This is a genomic window from Actinospineispora eucalypti (assembly GCF_039543365.1).
GTDB classification, from domain to species: domain Bacteria; phylum Actinomycetota; class Actinomycetes; order Mycobacteriales; family Pseudonocardiaceae; genus Pseudonocardia; species Pseudonocardia eucalypti.
This window is the reverse complement of record NZ_BAABJP010000007.1, coordinates 157,070-179,371: the sequence shown is the minus strand read 5'-3', so window position 1 is coordinate 179,371 and position 22,302 is coordinate 157,070. Positions and strand designations below refer to the sequence as shown.

Annotated in this window: 18 protein-coding genes; 9 read left to right on the top strand and 9 right to left on the bottom strand. The window is 72.0% G+C overall.

What is annotated here, in order from left to right; genetic code table 11:
- Positions 1-185: 185 nt before the first annotated feature.
- Positions 186-887, top strand: a complete 702-nt coding sequence (lepB, locus tag ABEB12_RS08355) for a signal peptidase I (RefSeq protein ID WP_185064337.1) — start codon at positions 186-188, stop codon at positions 885-887.
- On the opposite strand, the gene ABEB12_RS08350 is transcribed toward lepB, so the two are convergent.
- The 4 genes from ABEB12_RS08350 to ABEB12_RS08335 all read right to left on the bottom strand — a co-directional run bounded on the left by ABEB12_RS08350 (position 888) and on the right by ABEB12_RS08335 (position 3,010).
- Positions 888-1,301: an SsgA family sporulation/cell division regulator gene (locus tag ABEB12_RS08350; protein ID WP_185064336.1), complete on the bottom strand. Its 414-nt coding sequence runs from the start codon at positions 1,299-1,301 to the stop codon at positions 888-890.
- 6 nt (positions 1,302-1,307) lie between these two features.
- Positions 1,308-1,889 carry a hypothetical protein gene (locus tag ABEB12_RS08345; RefSeq protein ID WP_185064335.1) on the bottom strand — a complete coding sequence of 194 codons (582 nt, stop codon included), beginning with the start codon at positions 1,887-1,889 and terminating at the stop codon, positions 1,308-1,310.
- A 190-nt stretch (positions 1,890-2,079) separates the two neighbouring features.
- Positions 2,080-2,352, bottom strand: a complete 273-nt coding sequence (locus ABEB12_RS08340) for a hypothetical protein (protein WP_185064334.1) — start codon at positions 2,350-2,352, stop codon at positions 2,080-2,082.
- Between the two features lie 391 nt (positions 2,353-2,743).
- Positions 2,744-3,010, bottom strand: coding sequence for a hypothetical protein (locus tag ABEB12_RS08335; protein WP_185064333.1), 267 nt, complete (start codon positions 3,008-3,010; stop codon positions 2,744-2,746).
- A gap of 526 nt (positions 3,011-3,536) precedes the next feature.
- Here ABEB12_RS08335 and ABEB12_RS08330 point away from each other — a divergent pair.
- The 3 genes from ABEB12_RS08330 to ABEB12_RS08320 are packed head-to-tail and all read left to right on the top strand — an operon-like array spanning position 3,537 to position 7,071.
- The gene (locus ABEB12_RS08330; RefSeq protein WP_185064332.1) at positions 3,537-4,277 is read left to right on the top strand and encodes an ATP-binding cassette domain-containing protein; all 741 of its coding nucleotides are present in this window, start codon (positions 3,537-3,539) and stop codon (positions 4,275-4,277) included.
- Entirely contained in the window at positions 4,274-5,491 is a 1,218-nt protein-coding gene (locus ABEB12_RS08325; protein ID WP_185064331.1) for an ABC transporter permease, read from the top strand. Before ABEB12_RS08330 ends, ABEB12_RS08325 begins: the two co-directional genes overlap by 4 nt.
- 8 nt (positions 5,492-5,499) lie before the next feature.
- On the top strand, positions 5,500-7,071 hold the full coding sequence (locus ABEB12_RS08320; protein WP_185064330.1) for an HlyD family efflux transporter periplasmic adaptor subunit: 1,572 nt from the start codon (positions 5,500-5,502) through the stop codon (positions 7,069-7,071).
- Between the two features lie 396 nt (positions 7,072-7,467).
- On the opposite strand, the gene ABEB12_RS08315 is transcribed toward ABEB12_RS08320, so the two are convergent.
- Positions 7,468-7,872: an META domain-containing protein gene (locus ABEB12_RS08315; protein ID WP_185064329.1), complete on the bottom strand. Its 405-nt coding sequence runs from the start codon at positions 7,870-7,872 to the stop codon at positions 7,468-7,470.
- A gap of 81 nt (positions 7,873-7,953) precedes the next feature.
- On the opposite strand from ABEB12_RS08315, the gene ABEB12_RS08310 reads away from it, so the two are divergent.
- Complete coding sequence (locus ABEB12_RS08310) at positions 7,954-8,292, top strand: YnfA family protein (RefSeq protein ID WP_185064328.1); 339 nt, start codon at positions 7,954-7,956, stop codon at positions 8,290-8,292.
- A gap of 1 nt (position 8,293) precedes the next feature.
- On the opposite strand, the gene ABEB12_RS08305 is transcribed toward ABEB12_RS08310, so the two are convergent.
- Both ABEB12_RS08305 and ABEB12_RS08300 read right to left on the bottom strand, forming a co-directional pair.
- A complete protein-coding gene (locus ABEB12_RS08305) occupies positions 8,294-8,524 on the bottom strand; it encodes a hypothetical protein (protein WP_185064327.1) in 231 nt (76 codons plus the stop codon).
- Positions 8,525-8,655: 131 nt separating this feature from the next.
- Entirely contained in the window at positions 8,656-12,270 is a 3,615-nt protein-coding gene (locus tag ABEB12_RS08300; protein ID WP_185064326.1) for an Hsp70 family protein, read from the bottom strand.
- Between the two features lie 163 nt (positions 12,271-12,433).
- Here ABEB12_RS08300 and ABEB12_RS08295 point away from each other — a divergent pair, with 163 nt between their 5' ends.
- From ABEB12_RS08295 to ABEB12_RS08280, 4 genes are read left to right on the top strand one after another with little or no spacing between them, the layout of a single operon-like run.
- The gene (locus tag ABEB12_RS08295; RefSeq protein ID WP_185064325.1) at positions 12,434-13,057 is read left to right on the top strand and encodes a histidine kinase; all 624 of its coding nucleotides are present in this window, start codon (positions 12,434-12,436) and stop codon (positions 13,055-13,057) included.
- The gene (locus ABEB12_RS08290; protein WP_185064324.1) at positions 13,048-13,713 is read left to right on the top strand and encodes a LuxR C-terminal-related transcriptional regulator; all 666 of its coding nucleotides are present in this window, start codon (positions 13,048-13,050) and stop codon (positions 13,711-13,713) included. Before ABEB12_RS08295 ends, ABEB12_RS08290 begins: the two co-directional genes overlap by 10 nt.
- Positions 13,714-13,763: 50 nt before the next feature.
- Complete coding sequence (locus tag ABEB12_RS08285; protein ID WP_185064323.1) at positions 13,764-15,083, top strand: sensor histidine kinase; 1,320 nt, start codon at positions 13,764-13,766, stop codon at positions 15,081-15,083.
- Positions 15,080-19,132 (top strand): ATP-binding protein, encoded by a 4,053-nt coding sequence (locus tag ABEB12_RS08280; RefSeq protein ID WP_185064322.1) that lies wholly within the window; start codon positions 15,080-15,082, stop codon positions 19,130-19,132. The genes ABEB12_RS08285 and ABEB12_RS08280 overlap by 4 nt, the downstream gene beginning before the upstream one ends.
- Positions 19,133-19,139: 7 nt before the next feature.
- Here the strand turns inward: ABEB12_RS08280 and ABEB12_RS08275 are convergent, their stop codons facing one another.
- Together ABEB12_RS08275 and ABEB12_RS08270 are read right to left on the bottom strand one after the other, a co-directional pair.
- On the bottom strand, positions 19,140-20,627 hold the full coding sequence (locus ABEB12_RS08275; protein ID WP_185064321.1) for a DUF6777 domain-containing protein: 1,488 nt from the start codon (positions 20,625-20,627) through the stop codon (positions 19,140-19,142).
- Positions 20,628-20,749: 122 nt separating this feature from the next.
- Positions 20,750-22,267 carry an amino acid permease gene (locus ABEB12_RS08270; RefSeq protein ID WP_185064320.1) on the bottom strand — a complete coding sequence of 506 codons (1,518 nt, stop codon included), beginning with the start codon at positions 22,265-22,267 and terminating at the stop codon, positions 20,750-20,752.
- Between the last annotated feature and the right edge of the window lie 35 nt (positions 22,268-22,302).

Below are 22,302 nucleotides of genomic sequence, written 5' to 3'. Positions count from 1 at the left end.
GTCGCCGACGGCCAGCTTGGCGAACGAACCGTGTGTACGAAGACGAAGACCCGCGAGGACACACCCGGAGCGTCTCCTCCCCCGGACCACGTCCGGGTGGGCGGCCCGGGTACCTTCAGGGGCACCGCGGCGGTATATCGGTACGGCGCCGCGGGTCGGGGGACAATTCGGGGGATGAGTCCAACATGGTCGATGCCGCACGTTCCGACATGCCGTCGGAGAAGCACACCGAGCAGCCGGACGAGGGACTGAGCCGGGGGCTGAAGCTCCTGCTGGTGCTCGCGGTGCTCGCACTGCTGGTCCCGCTGCTGGTGGCGAAGATCTTCACCATCCCGTCCGGGTCGATGGAGCAGACCCTGCACGGCTGCCCGGGCTGCGACAACGACCGGGTGCTGGTGGACCGGCTGGCCTACCGGTTCGGTGACCCCGAGCCCGGCGACATCGTGGTGTTCACGGTGCCGGAAAGCTGGCGCAACGCGGAGCTCCCACACCCGTCGCCCTCGTCGAACGCGCTGGTCGGCGCGCTGCGCGCGGTCGGCGCGACGTTCGGGTTGGTCAGCCCGGAGCGGGTGGACTTCGTCAAGCGGGTGATCGCGGTCGGCGGCCAGACGGTGGCCTGCTGCGACGCTCGGAACCGGCTGCTCGTGGACCGCCGGCCGCTGGACGAGCCGTACATCTACTACGACCCCGAGTCCGGCCGCGCCGCGCAGGCCCGGTTCGCGCCGGTCCGGGTGCCGCCGGGGCAGCTGTGGGTGATGGGCGACAGCCGGAGCAACTCGGTCGACTCGCGCGCGGCGCAGAACGGCCCGGTGCCGGTGGACGCGCTGATCGGGAAGGTTCGGCTGATCGTGCTGCCGATCAGCCGGTTCGCCACGGTGCCTAGGTAGTCACCACTCCCAGTCGGCGAGGTCGCCCTCGGGCGACCGGGCCTCGCCCACCAGCTCGGGTGGCTCGGGAGGCTCGCGGGTGGCGCGCAGGAACGCGGCCAGCTCCGAGCGAGGCAACAACAGCCCGACCCGGCCGTACGGCGAGCTGAGGATCAGCTCCAGCCGCTCCGGGTCGAGCAGGTCGGGCAGCACGGCCACGTCCCCGAGCCCGGCGGGGGCGTCCAGCCCGGCCCCCAACAGGTCCCGGCCGATGATCCAGCTGACCCGCTCCTCGGGGAACTCGCAGACCACCACGAGGGGGTCGCCGCTGCTCCAGGTCAGCAGAATTGGAATCCTCGCCGCGGTGGCGTCCCGGTCGAGGGACTCCACCAGCAGCGGCCAGCTCACCGTGACCGGCCCCGGCTCCGCGCTCATGGCGGGCTAATACGCCGAGCCGTCGTAAAGGCCGGCGCCGCTGTCCCGCGCGGCGTCGTAGACGTTGGTGTAGCTGCCCCGGCTACCCGCGACGAAGGGCTTGCGCTTCGGGCGGTCCCGCTCCAGCGGGCCGATCCGGCGCGCGTTGCCGGCCGTCCCGGCCCGACCGTGCCGGTTGCCGTAGCCCGCCTCGTCGTCCCGGTCGCGCTCGCGCTCCAGGTTCGCGCGGGTCTTCTCGCCGCCGGCGTCGTCGGCCATCTCCTCGCGGGTCTTCTCGTCACCGGCGTTGCCGACCCGCTCCCCCCGGCTCTGCTCCTCGCCCCGGGACTCACCCCGGGACCGCGACACGTGGCGCGGCTTCTCGTCGCCCTCGTCGTCCGAGCCGCCCCGGGCGCCGTCGCGCGAGTTGCACTGGTTGCCGGTCGGCAGGCCCAGGAAGCCCCGCTTGCACTTGGCGTGCCCGGTGCCGCCGCGGCCGTTGTCGCCGTCGTCGCTGTCGGCATGTGAGACGCCGGCGAACACGCCGGCCGAGGCCACCAACATGCCGGCCAATGCCGCCACGCGGCCCACCGCACGAACCTTGCTCACCTGAACCATGTCTCCTGTTTGATGCTCGAACGATGCTCGAACCGACTGCCGGGGACCGGCGGCGGTGCGGGTCTCGGAGCATCAGACGAGACCCGCACCGCGCCGTCATCCGTGGCGGATGTCTAAGCGCCGAAGGCGCTGGACCGAGCACGCGCCCAGTTAGGCGTGTGCGGGAGAGCTAGGCAGGGGACTAGTTGACCCCGTCGCCACCTTCGCCGCCGTTGCCACCGACGGCGTTGCACTGCGACACGTCATCGCCCTGGCCGAGAATGCCGGCCGAAGCGCCGATGGGCAGCACGCAGTTGACCTTGGTCTCCCCGCCGTCGCCGCCGTTGCCACCGTCGTTGTCGTGCGTGCCGCCGTGGTGGTGTCCACCGGCCAGCGCCAGGCCGCTGAACATCGCGGCACCCGCGGCGGTCAGCGTCACGACCGCGCTAGCCAGCACGGACTTCCTGCGGATCACGATAACCTCCAGAGATCATTTCTTGACGCCGAATCGCTTTTCGACCCGACGAAGATCTTCGTTTGCCGCGCCCAAAGACATGCGACGCGATTCAATTTGAAATCGGCCGGCGCCCGACTTGTCCCCCGACATCCCGTCGGTCGAAACCGAACGAGCCCGTCAGGCTATTCGCCGGCCGATATTCGCTCGTGCACACCCCGCCGACAGCTCGGGGTCAATACTTACCGGAGGTAGAATTACTGAAATCGGACGCCCGTTAACGTGTGTGACCGGTTTCTTAACAGTAGGCCTACCCAGCCGGGTCTAACATTGAGGTGGTGGAGGCCCCCGATGCATCCGGGGGCCTCCACCCCGAAGCCGTTACCAGCGCACTGAGGCGACTACCGCGCGGTCAGAACGCGGCGCCGGTGCCACCGGCTCCGGCAGGCCCGCCGGTCGCGTTGCACTGCCCGACCGGCCCGCCCTGGCCGATCACCCCGGCCGATGCACCGATCGGGACCACGCAGTTTGCGTTCGCGCCGCCGCCGGCTCCACCGAATCCGCCGTCATTGTCGTTCACGCCAGCGAACGCAACGCCGCCGAACAGGGCCGAGGCACCTGCGGCCAGCGCCGCGGCGGCGACCGCCGAAGCGGCACGACGCCCGAGCTTGCTGCTCATTCTTTCCTCCCGACTTGTCGGCAAAGGCGCCTTTCGCCTTAACCGGGGCTTAGTCCTAGTGCGTGGCAGATCCGGTTGTCCACGTCAGACCCGTGCGGCGGTCACAAAATACCTACAGGAGTGAGACTTTTGGCGCACATCGTCGCCTGATGGGGTGGCAAAATCCATCTAAAAACGCGGAGCGTGAGCGACACGCCGACGATCCTCACGTTAGAGTGAATAAATCTCAACTTGAGGTGCAGCTGCAGTCACCGGTGAGCGCTCACTCACATGGCCCATTTAGCTCACTCAATTCTGAAGATTCCCCAGCTCGCTCATCCGTAACACCAGTAACAGGCCGCAATCGGCCACTGAATCGACCGGTCACCCTCTGGAATTCCGATCGAATGACACCGCTGTGAGCCTTGTAGGAAAGTCTCGGTGACGTCACTACGCGGCAATACCCTCGTTGCCGGAAAGGGGGATCCCACGGTCGCGTGATGACCAGGCGAAGATGACCCAGCGTGGCGCTGTAACGGCGGGGGCGATGATTCAGCTAGAAGCTGTGACGAAGATATATCGCGCGGGCGAGGTAGAGGTCCGCGCGCTGGACGGCGTCGACCTGACCATCAACGAGGGCGAACTGGTCGCCATCATGGGCCCGTCCGGCTCGGGCAAGAGCACGATGATGAACATCCTGGGCTGTCTGGACGTGCCCAGCGCCGGCCGCTACCTGCTGGACGGCGTGGACGTTGCCCGGCTGTCCGACGACCAGCTCGCGGACATCCGCGGCCGCAAGATCGGCTTCATCTTCCAGTCGTACAACCTGCTCCCCCGCACCACCGCCATCGCCAACGTCGAGCTCCCCCTGCTGTACGCCAAGGACGACACCCGCACCCGCCGGGCCAAGGAGGCGCTGGCCGAGGTCGGCCTCACCGACCGGGAGCGCCACCTTCCCAACGAGCTGTCCGGCGGCCAGCAGCAGCGGGTGGCCATCGCCCGCGCTCTAGTCACCGAGCCGACCATGCTGCTGGCCGACGAGCCGACCGGGAACCTGGACTCCGCCGCCAGCGCCGAGATCGCCCAGATGCTGGTGCGCCTGAGCGACGCGGGCCGCACCGTCGTCCTCATCACCCACGAAGAGGAGATCGCCTCGTACGCGCGCCGGGTGATCCGGCTGCGTGACGGGCGCATCCTCAACGACTCGGCGGACACCCGCCCGCTGCCCGAGCAGAAGACCGCCCGGCGCACCGCCGCCACCGCGGCGGGTTCGGAGGTGACCGGATGACGCTGCGTGAAGCGGTGCGGGTGGCGCTGCGCGGCCTGCAGGCCAACCGGCTGCGCTCCCTGCTCACCATGCTCGGCATCATGATCGGTGTCGCGGCGGTGATCCTGCTGGTCGCACTAGGCAACGGCACGTCGGCGCGGCTGAACGACCAGATCGAGTCGCTGGGCACCAACCTCATCGGGGTGCAGCAGTCGCGGGGCAGCGTGGCGGCCAACGGGAAGGCGCAGCCGCTGTCCGACAAGGACGTGGACGCGCTGCGGGACGCCGGCCAGTCGCCCCGGCTCAAGAGCGTCACCCCGGTGAAGAACGCCAGCGCGGTCCTGGACAGCCAGAACGCCATGTGGCGGACCACGGTCTACGGCTCCACCAGCGACTATCTGGCCGCGTTCCACCGGACCATGGCCGCCGGCAACTTCTTCACCGAGGGCGACGTGCGCACCAGCAGCCGCGTGGTGGTGCTCGGGGAGAAGCCGGTGCAGAAGATCTTTGGTGGGTTCAGCGCGGGCGCGCTCGGCCAGACCATCCGGATCGGCCGGCAGTCCTTCCAGGTGGTCGGCGTGCTCGCGCCCAACGGACAGAACGACGACATCGCGGTCATGCCGATCACCGCGGCGCGCAGCTACCTGGTCGGTGGGGACGACGAGGTGGACCAGATCGTCGTCGAGGCAACCAGCCAGGCCAACGTGCCGGCCACCATGTCCAAGATCACCCAGATCCTGATGGACCGCCACAAGGTGCACAACCCGGCGCAGAAGGACTTCGAGGTCCGTTCCAACCTGGAGCTGCTGCAGAACTTCACCCAGATGAACGGCGTGTTCACCGTGTTCCTCGCGGCCATCGCGGCGATCTCGCTGCTGGTCGGCGGGATCGGCGTCATGAACATCATGCTGGTCACGGTCACCGAGCGGACCCGGGAGATCGGCATCCGCAAGGCGGTCGGCGCGCGCCGCAAAGCCATCCTCAAGCAGTTCCTCATCGAGTCGACCGTGCTGGCCGGCGTCGGCGGGATCGCCGGGGTCGTGGTGGGCATCGCGCTGTCCCTGCTCGGTGCCGGGCTGGGCGCCAGCTTCGGTCAGTTCGCTCCTCCGCAGCTCTCCGTGGGATCGGTGGTGCTGGCGTTCACGGTCAGCCTGTCCATCGGCCTGTTCTTCGGCGCGTACCCGGCCAACCGCGCCGCGCGCATGCGCCCCATCGACGCATTGAGGCACGAGTGAAGGAAGAGATGACGCTTCAGAGCCAGCTCAGGGTTGCCGCACTCGTGTTGCCGATGGTGCTGGTGGCCACCGGGTGCGGCAGTGGCGAGTCCGAACCCACCACCGCGCGGGTGGCCATGGGCAGCGTGTCGCACACCGTTGCCGCCACCGGGACACTGCAGGCCATCACCGAGCAGAAGCTCGGCTTCGCCAAGGGAGGCAAGCTGACCCAGCTGCTGGTCAGCGTGGGCCAGCAGGTGCAGGCCGGCCAGGTGCTGGCCATGATCGACGACCTGGACGCCAAGGCCGACCTGCAGAAGGCCACCGCCAAGTTCAACGTCGAGCAGGCCCGCCTGGACAAGCTGAACGACTCCAACCGGGTGGACGCCGCCGACGAGGACCACGACCGGGCCAACGACATCCTGGACGCCACCAAGGACGAGCGCAACGAGATCGGGGACGCCAACGGCGACTACATCAAGCAGCTGCGCGACCAGCTGGCCGACGACCGGGAGGGGCTGCGCAACGCGCGCGCCCAGCTGCGCTCCGACCAGAGCCGGTGCAACCGGTCGGCGACCGGCAACTCCCACCGCTACGGCGGCTACGGCGACTACACCGAGCTGACCTCCAAGAGCGACAAGGGCCTGCTGCTGGAGAACCCGCTGAACCTGCACTCGCCGTCCTGCGAACGCGCCGAGCGGGGCAAGCAGGCGGTCGCCTCCTACGAGCGGCGGCTGCGCTACGGGCAGAACCAGCTGAGCCAGGCGCAGCGCCGGGAGAACGTGGACTCCGCCCGTCAGCGGGTCGCCGTGGCCAACGCCAAGCGGGACGCCGCCGCCGCGAAGAACGAGGCCGAGGAACGGGCGCTCGACCTGCCGCACGAGATCGCCGAGCAGGAGGCCTCGGTCTCCGACGCCGAGGCGGAGGTGCGGCGCGCGCAGCGGGACGTGGACGACACCGTGCTGCGGGCCCCGGTCTCCGGCCGGGTGTCCAGCATCAACGGCACCGTCGGCGAGTACCTGGGCAGCGCTTCGGGCACCACGCCGCTGGCCCCGGGCGGCCGGGTCTCCCTGCCCGACGTGGAGGCCGGCGCCGGGGACAAGGACTCCGAGGGCAACAAGGCCACCCGGCCCGGCGGCAACTCCTTCATGAGCCTGAAGGACGTGAACAGCTACCAGGTGATCGCGCCGTTCGAGGAGTCGGACGCCGCGCAGATCCAGCCGGGGCAGAAGGTGAACGTCAGCTTCGACGCCGTCCCCGGGCTGAGCCGGACCGGCACGGTCGCCTCCATCGCCCCGGTCGGAACACAGATCAAGGACGTCACCAACTACTACGTGTCCGTGGTGCTGAACGAGCTCGACGACCGGCTCAAGGGCGGCCTCACCGCCGAGTCGAAGATCATCGTCGGCGGCCTGGACAACGTGCTCGTGGTGCCGTCCGCCGCCGTGCAGCGGGCCGGCAACACCGGTGTCGTGCAGGTCATGCAGGCGGATGGGACCACCAAGCAGGTGCAGGTGGAGCTGGGCCTGGTCGGCGACACCACGACGCAGGTCCTGAGCGGTCTCACCCTGGGCCAGCGCGTGGTGATCGCACAGAACTGACCGGGTTACCAAGAACCAGTCCGGGCCGGGCCCCACCTCGGCCCGGGCTCCCCGGGTCGCCGACGCCGAGCGGCGGTGACCCGCTCGAGGGTGGTGCGGATTCGCGGCTGGCAGTGTCAGGCCTCGGCCTGACCGGGGCTCCCGCCAGCGATCGGGCGCGCCTCCGCACCACCCCGAGCTCTGTACGGCCACGCTTTGGCTCTGCGTGGAGAGCACATGCGACCCTAGTGTCCTGATCCGAAGTCATGCGGCAGCGCCCGGCGCCCGGATGGCGCCTCGCGGCATTGTCGTCGTCGCCGGTAACGCCCCTACCAGCTCCTCCGAGTTGGACACCAGCGTTTGCGATGCATCCATCTGGATCGCCGGATCCTCGCCGCGACCCTCCGGCTCAGGACGCTAGGCGCGGGTGAGGCGGGCGTGCTCGCGGCCGTCGGCGGCCAGGAGCACGAGGGTCCCGCCGTCCAGTGCCGCGCGCGAGGCGTCCACCAGCCAGGCGGCGACCGGGACGTTCGAGCAGCCGATCTTGGTGGATGGGCCGGCGGTCGCCCAGAGGGTGCCGTCCGGGCCGGCCCGCCAGCGGCCGCGCTGCGCGTTGCAGCCGTCCGACCCGGTCCACCGGCCATCCGGGGCGAACTCGACGAATGCCGGTTTCGGGTCGTGCGCCCCGGCACCGTCGGCGGGTACCCAACGGCCGATCAGCTGGTTGGCCCCGGCCGGTTCCATCCCGGACTCGGCATCCGCCGCGCCGCTCCCGCCGACCATCGCCAGCATGATCGCCAGCACCACCAGTGTCCGAGTCATCGTCCGCTCCCCTTTCCTGCCCCGGAGACGGAGCCACTCCCCGATCGGGTTGCCTCCGGTGACCGGGCACACTCTCCGACCATGCTGGTGGCGCGTTCCGTGCTGTTGTTCGTGTTGGCGGCGGTGGCCGAGATCGGCGGTGCCTGGCTGATCTGGCAGGGCTTCCGGGAGGGGCGCGGCTGGCTGTGGATCGCCGGCGGGGTGCTTGCGCTCGGGGGTTACGGGTTCGTCGCGGCGTTCCAGCCGGACCCGCATTTCGGGCGGATCCTGGCCGCGTACGGCGGCGTGTTCGTCGCCGGGTCACTGGCCTGGGGAATGGCGCTGGACGGGTTCCGGCCGGACCGTTGGGACCTGGCCGGCGCGGTGCTCTGCCTGCTCGGGGTCGCGGTCATCATGTACGCACCCCGCACCGGTGCATGACTCACGCGGCCAGCAGCAGGGCCGAGCCGGTCGGCGTCAACCGGGCCGGCACGTCCGCGCGGGCCGAGGCGTCGATCAGGCCGGCCTGGGTGAGCCGCCGCCCGGCGAACTGGTCCGAGTAGCACACCCCGTCGATGACCAGCGTGGTCCCGCAGTCACAGGACAACCGGCAACGCCCTTCGGCGACGGCCCGTAGCACCTTGCGATCCCGGTAGCTGAGTGTGCTTGGCATCTCGACCGCCCTCTCCGGAGGGATTTCCCTGACCAGCCAAGCGTGCTCCTACCAGGCACGATGAACCATCGAGCTGCCCCTACTCCCAGTTGGGTCAACCCGCCATTTCCGGGTAGGGAGAACCCCCCTGGTCAGCCGCCGATGTTCAGCACCGCGAGGTTCCCGCTGTCCAGGTTGGTCACGTAGGCCTGCTTGCCGTTGGGCAGCACGCCGACGCTGGTCGGGCTGTTGCCGGTGGGGATGGTCGCGGTGACCTGGTTGGTCTCCGCGTTGATCACCGACACGGTGCCGTCACCGACGTTGGCGACGTAGCAGAACCGGCCGTCCGGCGCCCAGGAGATCTCCTGGGGGTTCTTGCCGACCGGGATGGTCGCGGTCACCTGGTTGGAGTTGGTGTCGATCATCGTGACCGAGCCCGAGTCGTAGTTGACGTTGGCCACCAGCGGCCGGGTGGGGTGCACGGCCAGGCTGTGCGGGCTGGTGCCCACCTTCACCTCGGCGAGCACGTTGCCGGTGGCCACGTCGAGCACGGATACCACGTTCGACTCGTGGTTCGCGGTGTACGCCTTGGTGCCGTCCTTGGAGAACTCGATCCAGTGCGGGTTGGCCGCGACCTTGATCTCCTTGGCCACGGCGTAGTTCGCGGTGTCGATCACCGAAACGGTGCCCGAGTCGTGGTTCGGCACCCAGAGGAACCGGCCGTCGGCGGTGACCGCGGAGAGGAACGGGCGGGTGCGCACCGGGACGGTCGCCACCACCTTGTTGGTCGTGGTGTCCAGTACGCCGACCACGGCGATGGTGCGCTGCTCGTTGAAGATGCTCAGGTAGACCCGCCGCCCGTCCGGCGAGAAGTTCACGTACTGCGGCGGCCCGGCGTCCACCGGAATGGTGGCGATCACCTTGTTGATCGAGGTGTCCACCACGGTGACCAGGTTCGCCCCCCGGTTGGCGATGTAGGCCAGCCGGCCGTTCGGGGAGATCGCGACGAACCCCGGCGTCCGCCCGGCCGGGATCGGTTCCCCGAGGCTCGGCACGGGCACGCTGGGGGCCACCTGGGCGGCCGGCTCGGGCGGCGCCACCGCCTGCGGGTTGGTCACCGGCTCGGCCACCGGCTCGCTGCCCGAGCTCAGCTGCCCGACGACCAGGAAGGCCGCCACCGAGACCGAGACGGCGGCGACCAGCGCGAGCGCGCCGAACCCGATCATCCGCCAGTTGACCTTGGAGCTCGGCGCCGGCGGCGGGGTGCGCCGGCCGAACTGCTCGGCCCACGGGTCGGCGGCCGGCGGCGGCGCGCTCGGCCGGGGTTGCCCGCCGAACTGCCCCGGGAGGCCGCCGAGCGGCTGGGGTCCGGTCGACGGCCCGCCGGAAGGCGTCACGTCGGTTCGCATGGGCGGCTGCCAGCCGGTGGGCGTATCGACCTTCGGTGGCTCGGCGCCCTGACCCGGTAGCACGGGGGCGGGCGTCGGGTCGGGGCGACCCGGCCGTGGCGTCGGGGCCGGACGGACCGACGGCGACGTCCCGTCCGGGCGTTCGGTCAGGTCCGCGCTGGCCGCCGACGGCGTCCGGTCCCGGCCGCCCGCAACGGGCGCCGGGTCCGCGCCGGTGCCTTGGGTCGGGTCCGAGCCGCCCGGGCCTTCCGGCTGGTCCGGCTGAGGCGTCGGCGTCGGACGGCCCGACTTGGGCGTCGGCGTCGGAGTCGGGCGACTCGACGGCGTCGGCGTCGGGCGACTCGACTTAGGCGTCGGCGTCGGACGCCCCGACTGCGGCGTCGGCGTCGGATTGCCCGACTGGGGTGTCGGCGTCGGACTGCCCGACTGGGGTGGGGGAGTCGGACGCCCCGACTGCGGCGTCGAAGTTGGACCACCCGACTGGGGTGTGGGAGTCGGACGACCCGACTGCGGCATCGAAGTCGGACCACCCGACTGGGGTGTAGGCGTCGGACGACCCGACTGCGGCGTCGAAGACGGGCGACCTGACTGCGGTGTCGGCGTCGGACGACCCGGCTGAAGCGTCGAAGACGGACCGCCCGACTCGGGGGTCGGCGTCGGGCGCCCGGACCGCGGCGTGGGACTGGGACGGCCCGACTGGGCTGCCGGCGTCGAGCGGCCCGGCTGCGGCGTCGGCGTCGGACGGCCCGGCTGCGGCGTCGGCGTCGGACGGCCCGGCTGCGGCGTCGGCGTCGGACGACCCGGCTGCGGCGTCGAAGACGAACGGCCCGATTGAGGCGTCGGCGTCGGAGCGCTCGGCTGGGGCGTCGGCGTCGGACGGCTCGACTGCGGCGTCGGCGTCGGCGTGGGACGGCTCGACTTAGGCGTCGGTGTGGGACGACCCGGTTGGGGCGTCGGCGTTCCGCCGGGAGGGCCGGACGGCGGCGTCCCGTTCGGGCGGCCCGGGCGAGGCGTCGGGGAGGGCCGGGCCGAGGGCCGAGGGCCTTCCGGAGGAGATTTTCCGTCGGGACGGCTCGAAGGCGACGTCCCCGGGGTCTGCGTCAGGTCGGCCCGGATCGGTTGGCTCCGCTCCGCTCCGCTCGGCGTGGCGTCCGGCCCGCCCGGCGGGGTGGCCGGCACGGGGCGGCCGGGGGGCGTACCGCCCGGTCGGCCCGGCGCCCCGCCGGGTAGCGGCGCGTCGTCCAGCTCGCGCCGGGAGGTACCGATGACCGGCGGGCGGGGCGCGTGCCCGTTCCCGGCGGGCATCCCGGCCAGGGTGGCCGCGCCCAGGGCGACCGCGTGCTTGGGGTGGGTGTCCACCACGGTGGGCCGGCCCAGTTCCTCGGAAACCATGCGCGCGACCAGCGGGATCCGCGACGAACCGCCGACCAGCAGCACCGCGCTGAGCTGGCGGGCGTCCACCTGCGCGGAGCGCAGCGTGCGGGCCAGCGCGCCGATGGTGGACTCGATGGGCGCGCGCACCATGCGCTCGAACTCGGCGCGGGTCAGCGTGACGTCGAAATGCCGGCCGGGCAGGAATACCGGGAGCACCGCCTCGGTGTCCACGGACAGCGCCTCCTTGGCCAGGATGCAGTCCTGGCGCAGGCGGGCCAGCGCGATGGTGGTCTGCGGGTCGGTCAGGTCCAGCTCGGCCAGCACGCCGCCGGCGGCGACGTTCACGTGGGCCAGGATGGCCTCGTCGAAGTCCACCCCACCCAGCCGCTCGATACCCTCCGGGGTACCCAGGATCTCCACCCCGCCGGACCGCTTGCACAACACGGTGGCGTCGAACGTGCCGCCGCCCAGGTCGTACACGGCGATGATCTCGCCGTCGTCCAGGTCGCGGGTGGCCGCGTAGTGCGCGGCGGCCGCCTCGGGCTCGGTGACCAGGGTGACGTCCGGCAGCCCGGCCAGGTGCGGGACCTCCTCGAACAGCCCTCGGCGGAACGGCCCCCAGTTCGCCGGGTGGGTGAGCACCACCCGCTCCGGCGGGTGCCCCTCGGTCGCCGAGACCTTGCCGATCACGTCGCGCAGCAGCGAGCCGAGCAGCGAGGTGACCGCATGGGGCGAGCCGCCGAGCATCACCGGGGTCGGGTCGCCGAGCCGGCGCTTGAACTCCCGGCCGACCCGGTCCGGGTTGCTGACCGCGCGCCGACCGGCGGCGTCCCCGGTGACCAGCTCGCCGTCCTCGCGGACGTAGACCACCGCGGGCGCCACCACCGATCGGTCGCCGAGGGTGACCATCTCTATCTGCTTCGGGTAGGCGATCGCCGCCGCGACAAAGGTGGTCCCGAGATCGACGCCAAGGTTGTACGCCACCGCGTCCCCTCCTTGGTGAGGTGCTTATCTTATTGAGGGGACTACTTTCGATCGAGAGGGTTGTCCCGTCTGTGACCAGGTGTTGTCCTGGTAGGGAAAACCCTACCCCCGGATGGGGTCAGCACCCTTCCACGCAACGTGATCTCCCCGGGATACTTCGGCGATGAACCCGGCGTCTCCCCGCCGCGAGGGCCCCGTCCGGCTGGCCGGCACCGCGCCCTCGCGCGCGGAGTCCGTCCAGTGGCGGCGTCGGCAGCGGCTCGAGCGCCAGCTGCACGACGGCGCCTCGCTGCGCCTGTCCGCGCTGGCCCTGCGGCTGGGCCTGCTGCGCCAGCGGCGGCCCGGCGAGGACGAGGCCTGGCGGGCGGACATCGGCGAGCTGCAGGAGGAGCTGCACACGGTGCTGCAGGAGCTGCGCGACGTGGCGAACCAGATCTACCCGCCGCTGCTCGACCAGGCCGGGCTCGGGCCGGCGCTGGCCGAGCTGGCCGAGCGCCGCGGTGCCCAGATAAGGCTGGATGTGCCGAAGGCCGACCGGTTCGGCCCGGAGGCCGAGGGCGCCGCGTACTTCGCCGTCGCGGAATGCCTGGTCGTCCGCCCCCCGGACGCCGGCCCGCTCGCGGTCACGGCGCGCCGGAACGGGACCGACCTGGTGCTCACGCTGTGCGGGCTGGACCCCGACTACCTGCTCGTCCTCGAAGACCACGCGGCGCCGCTCGGCGGCACGGTCGACCGGCACGGGCCGGAGGCCTCGGACACGATCACGGTGAGGATTCCATGCGAGTAGCGCTGGCCGAAGACGGTGCCCTGTTCCGCGAGGGACTACTGATGCTGCTGCGGGCGGCCGGCCACGAGATAGTCGGTGCGGTCGCCGGCGGGGACGAGCTGGTCGCCCTCCTGGCCAACGAGCCGGTCGACGTGGCCATCCTGGACATCCGGATGCCACCGGAGCCGGACGGCGGCCTGGTGACCGCCGAACGGCTGCGCGCCGCGCACCCCGACATGGGCCTGCTGTTCCTCTCCCACTACGCCGAGTCGCACTACCTGATGCGCATCCTGGAGATCGGCACGGAGCGGGTCGGCTACCGGCTCAAGGAGAAGGTGGGCAGCGTAGACGTGCTCACCGACACCCTGGACCGCATCGAGGCCGGGGAGATCGTGATCGAGCCGGTGCTGGCCAAGCGGCTGGTCGAGCGCCCGCGCGGAGAGAAGAAGGACATGGTGGCCTCGCTGTCCGAGCGCGAGCTGGACGTGCTGCGCCTGATGGCCGAGGGCCGGTCCAACAACGGCATCGCCAGCCGCCTGTTCGTCACGCCCAAGGCGGTGGAGAAGCACATCGCCAACATCTTCGGCAAGCTCGGCCTGCACACCGACACCTCCGAGCATCACCGCCGGGTGCTCGCCGTGCTCACCTATCTCCGCTCGCAGCACAGCGGCGTCTGACCCCTTAGTCTGCTGTTCAAGAGGTATCGCGCGAGGCCGGGAGGTGCGCGATGAACCGGACGGTATTGGCCAGGTCGCTGCGCTACCTCCTGCTCGCGTGCTTCGTCGCGGTGGTGTTTCCACTGGTGATCGGGCTCGTCGGGCGCCTGATGGACCCGCCGCAGGCGGCGGTGCTGTTGCCCTTCGCCTCGGCCGCGCTCGCCGTGGCCTGCCTCGGCCCGGTGCTGACGCGGGTGGACCGGCTGGTGCAGCGGCTCGCCCACGACTCCACCACCACGCCGTACTCGGCGCTGGCCGAGGCCTCCGCGCGAATCGGCGCCGGCTCGCTGGACGAGGCCCTGCCCGGTCTGGCCCGGGTGCTCGGCGAAGGAACGGGGGCGGGGCACGCGGCGATCTGGCTGGCCGTGGGCGACAAGCTGGTCGTCGCGGCGTCCTACCCGGCGCCCAACCCGGCGGTGGAGCCGCGCGCGGTGGACAACCTGGCGGTCCTGCTGGCCGAACCCGAGACCGACCAGGCGGTGCCGGTGCTGGAGGGGCCGAAGCTGCGCGCGGTGCTGGTCATCACCAAGCCGGGGCGCCCGATCACCCCGGCCGACCAGCGGCTCATGCAGGACGTGGCGAACGGCGCCGGCGTGTTGCTGCGTGGCGTGGCGCTGAACGCCGCACTGGCCGAGCGGGTCCGCCGCGCCGACGAGCTGGCCGCCGAGCTCGCCGCGTCCCGGTGGCGGCTGCACCAGGCGCGGGACGTGGAACGGCGCCGGCTGGTCAGCGAGCTGGGCAGCGCGACGACGGACCGGCTGACCAATCTGCGCACCGACCTGGCCGAGGCGCGGGACGCCCTCACCGAAACCTCCGAACAGGCGGGTGAGGAGGCCAAGGGCGCCATCGGCCGGGCCACGACGGACCTGGACGAGCTGCTGGACCGGTTCCGCCAGATCGCCCGGGGCGTCTATCCGGCGGTGCTGCGCGACCAGGGGCCGTTCGGCGCGCTGGAGGAGGTGATCGCCGACCTGCCCCGGCCGGTGGAGCTGACCGGCGAGCTGGCCGACCGGCTGGTCTGGGAGGTGGAGTCCGGCATCTACTACCTGACCGCCTCCGCGATCCGGCAGCTCGCCGAGCGGCCCGGCGCGCGGCCGCTGAAGGTGTACCTGCGGCACACCGAGGGCAACCTCATGGTGACCATCACCGACCCGGACCCACCCGCCACGCTCGACGAGCTGCGCGCCTGGCTGGCCGTGGACAGCGAGCGGCTGGCCGCGCTGGGTGGCGCCCTCGAGCTCACGGTGGACGGCGAGTCCTCGGTGGTGCTGCACGCCTGGCTGCCCGACCAACTCGCCCCGTCGGTCGTCGTGCCGGCGGCGGCCCGATGACCATCCGGCGCCTGAGCCCGGCGGGTGGCGCTTCCGCGCCCGCCCGCCCGCCCGGCGCGGCGGCTCTCCCGCCCGAGCCGAACCCGCTGCTCGCCCGCGCGGCGGCGGCCGGCTACGCGGTGCTGCTGGCGATGTGCGTCGTGGTGTCCCTCGGCTGGCTGGCGGTCGGTGCGGCGGTCGCGGTGGCCGCGCACTTCCCGGGCGCGGCCGAGGCCCTGACCGACCTGGCCGGCGGCGGAGCCGGCTGGGCGCGCGGGCTGTTGGCCGCCGTGCCGCGCGGCGAACCGGCCGGCCAGGCGGTCCTGGACTACCTGCTGTCCCTGGTCAACCTGGTGTTGGCCGGGCTGCTGCTGTTCATGGGACCGCGCGGCTGGGTCCAGCAGCTGCTCGCCCTGGCGATGATCGGGTCGGCCGGGGCGTTCAACCTGCAGGCCCACGCCACCACGGTGGCGGTGCGGGACGCCACCGGTTTCGACGTCGGCGGGCTGCACCAGGTGTTCCTGCACGGCGTCGCGGGGGCGGCATACCTGATCGCGCTGCTGCTGGTGCCGGTCGGCCGCCTGGGGCGGACGGCGGCCTCGGGGACCCTGGGGCGCGGTGCGCTCGCCGCGTCGGGCGCCGCCGCGCTGGGCGTGATCGGTTTCGGTACCGCGCTGCTGCCCCACACGCTCAGCTGCATCCTGTTCCTCGGCTTCGGCGTGCCAATGGTCGGGCTGGCCGTGCTGCCGTACCGGATCAGCCGGGGTCCCACCGCCGAGCTGCGCACCCAGGCCCGGCTGCTGTTCGCCGCGCTGCTCGCGGCGGTGGGCACCGGCGCGGTGCTGGTCGTGCTCACCCTGCTGCTGTGGTACCTGGACCAGCCCGGGCTGATGCTGGTCGACCCGACCGCGCACAGCGTGTCGGCGAACCAGCCGCCGACCGCGCAGCCGACCGCCCTGCTGTTCTGGTTCTCCCGGCTCGCCGCGGCCGGCGTCGCGGTTTCCGTGCTGGTGGCGGTGCGCCGGGACCGGCCGCACAGCGCCGAGCGGGCGTTCAGCCGGGGGCTGGCCTCGGTGATGGTGGTGGTGCTGGTCGGCGGCGGCTTCGTGGTGATCCACGCGATCGTCGGCTGGCTGCCGGACGCGAACAGCGAAGCCGGCTCGATCGCCGCCGCCGCCGTGGCCACCGCCGTGGCCGCCGTGGCCTTCCTTCCGGTCTACCTGCGCGCCGAGCGCCTGGTGGACCGGCTGCTCTACGGCGAGCGTCCCACGCCGTACCGCGTGCTGGCCGACGTGGCCGCGCTGTCCCGCACCAGCTCGTCGGACGGCCCGGACCTGGCCGGCCTGGCCGAGGCCATCGGTCGAGGCCTGAGCGCCCGGTACTGCCAGCTCACCGTGCTGCGCCCGGGCCTGCGCAGCCGCACGTACACCTGGTCCGGGGAGATCGACAGAGCCTCCGACGAGTCGCTCGCGGCCTCTCTGGTGACCCTGCCGATCCGCCAGGGACAGGAGCAGATCGGGGCCATCGCGGTGGATCGCGGCGCGGTGGCCGGCCTGCACAACGAGCGGCGCACCCTGCTGCACGACGTGGCGGACAGCCTCGGCGCGGTGCTGCAGGCCAGCCGGCTGGGCATCGAGCTGGAACGCCAGCTGCGCGCCGCGCTGGCGCACGCGGAGGACATCGCCGCCTCCCGGCGCCAGGCGGTCGCCGAGATGGACAGCGAACGGCGGGGCATCGAGCGCGACCTGCACGACGGCGCGCAACACCACCTGGTCACCCTGCGGCTGGCCCTCGGCCTGGTGGAGCACGAGGTCTCCACCGGTGCGCTGGCCCAGGCCAGGGACCGGTTCGACCAACTGATCAAGCAGGTGGACGAGGCCGAGGCGGTGCTGGCCCGGACGGCGGCCGGGGTTTCCTCGATCGCGCTCACCGAGCGCGGACTGGCCGAGGCACTGCGCGCCGCGTTCGCCACGGACGCCGGTGCCGAGCAACCGGTGGCCGTGCAGATCGACGAGTTCCTGGCCACGCACCGGTTCGCCGAGGACCTGGAGTCGGCGGTCTACTTCTGCTGCCTGGAGGCGGTGAACAACGCCCGCAAGCACGCGCCGGGCGCGACGATCACCGTGCGGGTGGGCGCGGAGCCCGGCCGGCTGCGGTTCAGCGTGCGCGACGACGGGCCGGGGTTCGACCCGGCGGGCACGCTGGACGCGATCGGTGCGCCCGGCCGGGGCATGCGCAACGTGCGCACCCGGATCATCTCGGTGGGCGGCCAGATCACCGTCGACTCCACGCCGGGGGCGGGCACCACGATCTCGGGCTGGGTACCGCTGCCGGCGGACCAACCGCTCCGGCGCACCGCACCGCTCACCGAGCCGGTTCCGGTGCCCCCGTCCGGCACGCTGCCGCTGCTGGAAGCCGCGACCATGCCCGGCCGGCTGATCCGGCCGGGCATCGCGGTCCCGGCTCCCGCGCCCCCCGGGCCGGCAACGTCCGCACCGGCGGCCCTCCCACCGGCAGCGCCCGCACCGGCAGCGCCGGCACCGGCGGCCCTCGCGCCGTCAGCGCCCGCACCGGCGGCCCTCGCACCGGCGGCGCCCGCACCGGCCGATCTCCCTCCGCTCACCCGCCCGGTGATCCGCCCCCGGCATCCCGAGGGCGCCCCGTCCCGCGCGACGGCCCTTCCGCTCGACCCGGAATCGCTGCTCGGCCAGGCTCGGGAACTGCTGCTTGCGGCCGCCGAACGACACCCGGATGGAGCCGCCCGCGACCGGATCGACCAGCTGACCGCCGAGCTCGGCGAACCGCCCCACCTGGCCGTGCACGGCGCCCCGGGCGCCGGCCGGACCACCCTGGCCGAAGCGCTGCGGACCCTGCCGGGCGGAGAACGGTTCGAGCTGGTCGACCCCGGCCCGGCCGGCCCGGCGCCGGTGGCCACGCTGTGGTTGCTGCGGGGTCCCACCGATCCACCGCCCCAACCCGGAGACGAACCGGTGGTAGGCCTGCTGACCAGGGCGGACGAGAGCGCCGACGGCGCGACCTACGCGCTGGAGCTGGCCAATGCGCTGGCCGAGGAGTACCGCGAGCACGCCCAGCTCGGCCGGCACTGCCAGACCGTGCTGCCGATCGCCGCGCTGCTCGCGGTCGCCGCGGCCGCACTGACCGAGGAACGTTTCGCCGCCCTGCGCGACCTGGCCTCACGGAACTCCGCCGACCCACCGGCCGACACGTCCGCCACGCCGCCCCCCGAGGTGCCCGCCGCGCCGTCCCCCGCACCGCCCGCCGACCCACTCCCGGGGCCGTCCGCCGACGTGTCCGACACGCCGCCCCCCGAGGTGCCCGCCGCGCCGCCCCCCGCGCCGCCCGCCGACCCACCCCCGGGGCCGTCCGCCGACGTGTCCGCCGCGCCGCCCGTCGACATGTCCGCCGGGCCGTCGGCCGCTGTGGCCCCCGAGCCGCCCGCGGAGCTGGAGCTGGTCGGCTGGCTCGGGCGGTTCGGGGTCCGGGCCGCCGTGGCGCTGATCCGGGACGGCACCGTCGACGATGCCGACCATCTGGCCCGCGAGCTGGTGGAACGCAGCGGGCTGCCCCGGCTAGTCGAGCTGCTGACCTGGCGGTACGCCCGGCCGGCCGAGGCGCGCAAGGTGCGCGCGGCGATGCGCTGCGTCGCGGAGCTCAGCACCGAACCGGATACGGACGACCTGCGTTACCGGCTGGACCGCCTGCGCGCCAACGCGCACGAGCTGGCCGAGATCGACCTCGCCGAGTCGCTGTGCGCCGAGGCACCTCCGCTGGACGGTCCCGACCGGCGGCTGGCCGAGCGGTTGCTGGGTTGGACGGGTAACAGCCCGGCCATCCGTCTGGGCCTCGCCGAGGACGCCGACCGGGAGCAGATCCGGGCCGCCGCCGCCGACCAACTGGCGCACTGGCAACGCCTGGCCGCGCACCCGGTGAGCACCTCCGCACGCCGCGACGCGGCCGCCGTGCTGGCCCGCACCTGCGAGGACCTGCTGAACCAGGAAACACCTGAGGCCACCGTCACCAGGACGATGGCCTCAGGTCCCCCTTCATAGGAGGGGATCACTCACCTCGGTGATCCCGAGTCTCCGGCTTGCTGCTCGACTCGCGGTGGTCCCGGACGACCGGCTCGGACGTCTCCTCCCGGTGGTCTCGCACGATCGGCTCCGGCTTCTGCTCCCGGTGGTCCCGCACGATCGGCTCCGAGTTCTGCTCCCGGTGGTCCCGGACAATCGGCTCGGGCTTCGGGTCACGGTGGTCCCGCACGATCGGCTCCGGCTTCGGGTCACGGTGGTCCCGGACAATCGGCTCCGGCTTCGGGTCACGGTGGTCCCGCACGACCGGCTTGGGCTTGTCGGGGTTGCCGGCGCCGTTGCCCGGGTCGATCGGCTTGGTCTCGGGCTTGTCGCCGGCACCGTTGCCCGGATCGATCGGCTTGTCTCCGGGCTTGTCCCCCGGCTTGTCTCCGGGCTTGTCCCCCGGCTTGTCTCCGGGCTTGTCCCCCGGCTTGTCTCCGGGCTTGTCCCCCGGCTTGTCCCCCGGCTTGTCCTCGGGCTTGTCTCCGGGCTTGTCTCCGGGCTTGTCACCCGGCTTGTCCTTGTCGTGGTCCTTGTCGTGGTCCTTGTCGTGGTCCTTGTCGTGGTCCTTGTCGTGGTCCTTGTCGTGGTCCTTGTCGTGGTCCTTGTCGTGGTCCTTCTTGTGGTCGTCGTCGTGACGGTCCTTGTCCCACACGTGGTCCCAGTCCTTGTCGTGGTGCCGCTTGGGCCACCAGTGGTCCCGCTTGCAGTGGACGGGACGGCCGTAGCGCACGTGGATGAACGTGTAGTCCTTGATCACCACGGTGGCCGGGCGGACGTAGGTCACCGAGCCCGGGCGGAAGGTCTGCCAGGTCTCACCGGTGTACGAGGAGTCGTCCTGCTTCGCGGCGGCGGTGAGCGGGTTGCCGCTGTAGCACTTCACCGTCGGCTCGCCGTAGTTGTCCACGAACACCGCCGTGCCCGCCTGCAGCACCGCCGGGTACGAGTCGTACCGGCCGTCGGCGTAGCCGTGCGCGGTGACGGCGGTGTCCGCGCGCAGCACCACCGGGGTCAAGGTGTTGACGAAGCCGGGGATCTCCTCGGCCTTGATGCTCAGCGCACCGGCCCAGGCGTTCGCCCGTTGCGGGTCGGCCTGCAGGTTCGCCACCAGGGTCTTGCCGTCACAGGTGGTCTGGTCGCCGTTGTCGGCGAAGAGGCCGGGGGTGTCACCGCCGAACTGTCCGGCGGTGTCGGCCGGCGCGGTCACGCCCTCCTGGTCCGCGCCCACCGGCGTCATGAACGGGTTGGCGCCGGCCGAGGACGTCTTCTCCAGCGCTACCGATGCGGCGGCCGGCTCGGCGGCGGCTTCGGTGGTCGTCGTCGGGTTGGACACCGGACCCGCGAGCAGCGCTCCGATCCCGACCAGCACGGCGAACGCGGCCAGCAACACGACGATCGTGGTGCGAACCGAGATCCCCGAACGCGGGGGCGACTGCGGGGGGCCAACCGGTGAGGTGTATGGGTCGGAACTCATCGGAGTTGCCTCTCGTGGGGGGGTCGTTTGCGGCCTGCACAAACGGTGTCACCCACGAGACATTCACTCGATGGTGTGGCCCCCCAACTCCGAGGAGCCACCCCCCGAACCCGGTGTCGGGTTTACCCCCGATCCGGCACCGGCGCGACGCCGCCGGCCGACGCGGCGGCCAGCCGGGAGTGCCGCCGGCCGTAGGCGTAGTACACCAGGAACCCGATCGCCATCCACCCGACGAACCGCAGCCAGGTCAGCGCCGTCAGGTTGTACATCAGCCAGAGGCAGGCCAGCGCGGCGAGCACGGGGACGACCGGCACCAACGGCGTGCGGAACGCGCGCGGCAGGTCGGGTCGGGTGCGCCGCAGCACCAGCACACCCAGTGACACCAGCACGAAGGCGAACAGCGTGCCGATGTTGACCATCTCTTCCAGCTTGTCCGCCGGGAACAGGGTCGCCGCGAGCGCCACCGCGCCGCCCACGATCAGGGTGATCCGGGTGGGCGTACCGTGCTCGCCGGTCCGGGCCAGGCCGCGCGGCAGCAGGCCGTCCCGGGACATGGCGAACAGCACCCGGGTCTGGCCGAGCATCAGCACCAGCACCACCGTGGTCAATCCGGCCAGGGCGCCGAGCGAGATGATCACAGCCACCCAGGTGACGCCGTGCATGGCGAACGCGGTGGCCAGGGTCGCCCTGGTGCCGTCCGCCTTGGTGGCCAGGTCGGTGTACTTCACCATCCCGGTGAGCACCAGGGACACCGACACGTACAGCACGGTGATCACGACCAGCGAACCGATGATGCCGCGCGGGACGTCCCGCTTCGGGTCGCGGGTCTCCTCGGCGGTGGTGGCCACCACGTCGAACCCGATGAACGCGAAGAACACCAGGGAAGCGGCGGCCAGCAGGCCGGTCACGCCGAACGCGGTGCCCCCACCGCCGGACAGCGCGAACAGGGTCTGGTCCAGCCAGGACTTGCCGCCGTCCGCGATCGCGGTCTCCGGCGGGATGTACGGCGAATAGTTGTCCACGTTGATGTACGCGATGCCGAGCAGCACCACCAGCAGGACCACGCTGATCTTGATCGCGGTGATCACCTGGCTCACCCTGCTGGACAGCTTCACACCGGCCACCAACACCCAGGTCAACAGCGCGACCAGCAGGAACGCCCCCCAGTCCACCGGGATGGGGCCGAGGTGCACGGTGGTGCTCTTGGCCCCCAGGCCGAGATACCCGAGGAACTGGGCCAGGTAGAGCGCCCACCCCTTGGCCACCGCCGCCGCGCCGACCGCGAACTCCATCACCAGGTCCCAGCCGATGATCCAGGCCATCAGCTCACCGAAGGTGGCGTAAGAGAACGTGTACGCGCTGCCTGCCACCGGCACGGTCGAGGCGAACTCCGCGTAACACAGTGCGGCCAGCCCGCAGGCGATCGCCGCCATCACGAACGCGAGGGATACCGATGGACCGGCGACATTGCCCGCCGTACTCGCGGTGAGGGTGAAGATGCCCGCCCCGACCGCGACCGCCACGCCGAACACCACCAGGTCCAGCGCCCCGAGATCTTTTCGGAGCTTCGTGCCTGGCTCATCGGTGTCGGCAATGGACTGCTCGATGCTTTTGACCCGAACCCGCCCGTTGCCTGCCATTCGCCGGACGCTACTACCGATCATGCGGCCCCGGC

Excerpts from the sequence above, each read along its gene's own strand:
- lepB (WP_185064337.1), top strand. The coding sequence starts at position 186 with ATGGTCGATGCCGCACGTTCCGACATGCCGTCGGAGAAGCACACCGAG.
- ABEB12_RS08350 (WP_185064336.1), bottom strand. The coding sequence starts at position 1,301 with ATGAGCGCGGAGCCGGGGCCGGTCACGGTGAGCTGGCCGCTGCTGGTG.
- ABEB12_RS08335 (WP_185064333.1), bottom strand. The coding sequence starts at position 3,010 with ATGAGCAGCAAGCTCGGGCGTCGTGCCGCTTCGGCGGTCGCCGCCGCG.
- ABEB12_RS08330 (WP_185064332.1), top strand. The coding sequence starts at position 3,537 with ATGATTCAGCTAGAAGCTGTGACGAAGATATATCGCGCGGGCGAGGTA.
- ABEB12_RS08325 (WP_185064331.1), top strand. The coding sequence starts at position 4,274 with ATGACGCTGCGTGAAGCGGTGCGGGTGGCGCTGCGCGGCCTGCAGGCC.
- ABEB12_RS08320 (WP_185064330.1), top strand. The coding sequence starts at position 5,500 with ATGACGCTTCAGAGCCAGCTCAGGGTTGCCGCACTCGTGTTGCCGATG.
- ABEB12_RS08315 (WP_185064329.1), bottom strand. The coding sequence starts at position 7,872 with ATGACTCGGACACTGGTGGTGCTGGCGATCATGCTGGCGATGGTCGGC.
- ABEB12_RS08310 (WP_185064328.1), top strand. The coding sequence starts at position 7,954 with ATGCTGGTGGCGCGTTCCGTGCTGTTGTTCGTGTTGGCGGCGGTGGCC.
- ABEB12_RS08305 (WP_185064327.1), bottom strand. The coding sequence starts at position 8,524 with ATGCCAAGCACACTCAGCTACCGGGATCGCAAGGTGCTACGGGCCGTC.
- ABEB12_RS08295 (WP_185064325.1), top strand. The coding sequence starts at position 12,434 with ATGAACCCGGCGTCTCCCCGCCGCGAGGGCCCCGTCCGGCTGGCCGGC.
- ABEB12_RS08290 (WP_185064324.1), top strand. The coding sequence starts at position 13,048 with ATGCGAGTAGCGCTGGCCGAAGACGGTGCCCTGTTCCGCGAGGGACTA.
- ABEB12_RS08285 (WP_185064323.1), top strand. The coding sequence starts at position 13,764 with ATGAACCGGACGGTATTGGCCAGGTCGCTGCGCTACCTCCTGCTCGCG.
- ABEB12_RS08280 (WP_185064322.1), top strand. The coding sequence starts at position 15,080 with ATGACCATCCGGCGCCTGAGCCCGGCGGGTGGCGCTTCCGCGCCCGCC.
- ABEB12_RS08275 (WP_185064321.1), bottom strand. The coding sequence starts at position 20,627 with ATGAGTTCCGACCCATACACCTCACCGGTTGGCCCCCCGCAGTCGCCC.
- ABEB12_RS08270 (WP_185064320.1), bottom strand. The coding sequence starts at position 22,267 with ATGGCAGGCAACGGGCGGGTTCGGGTCAAAAGCATCGAGCAGTCCATT.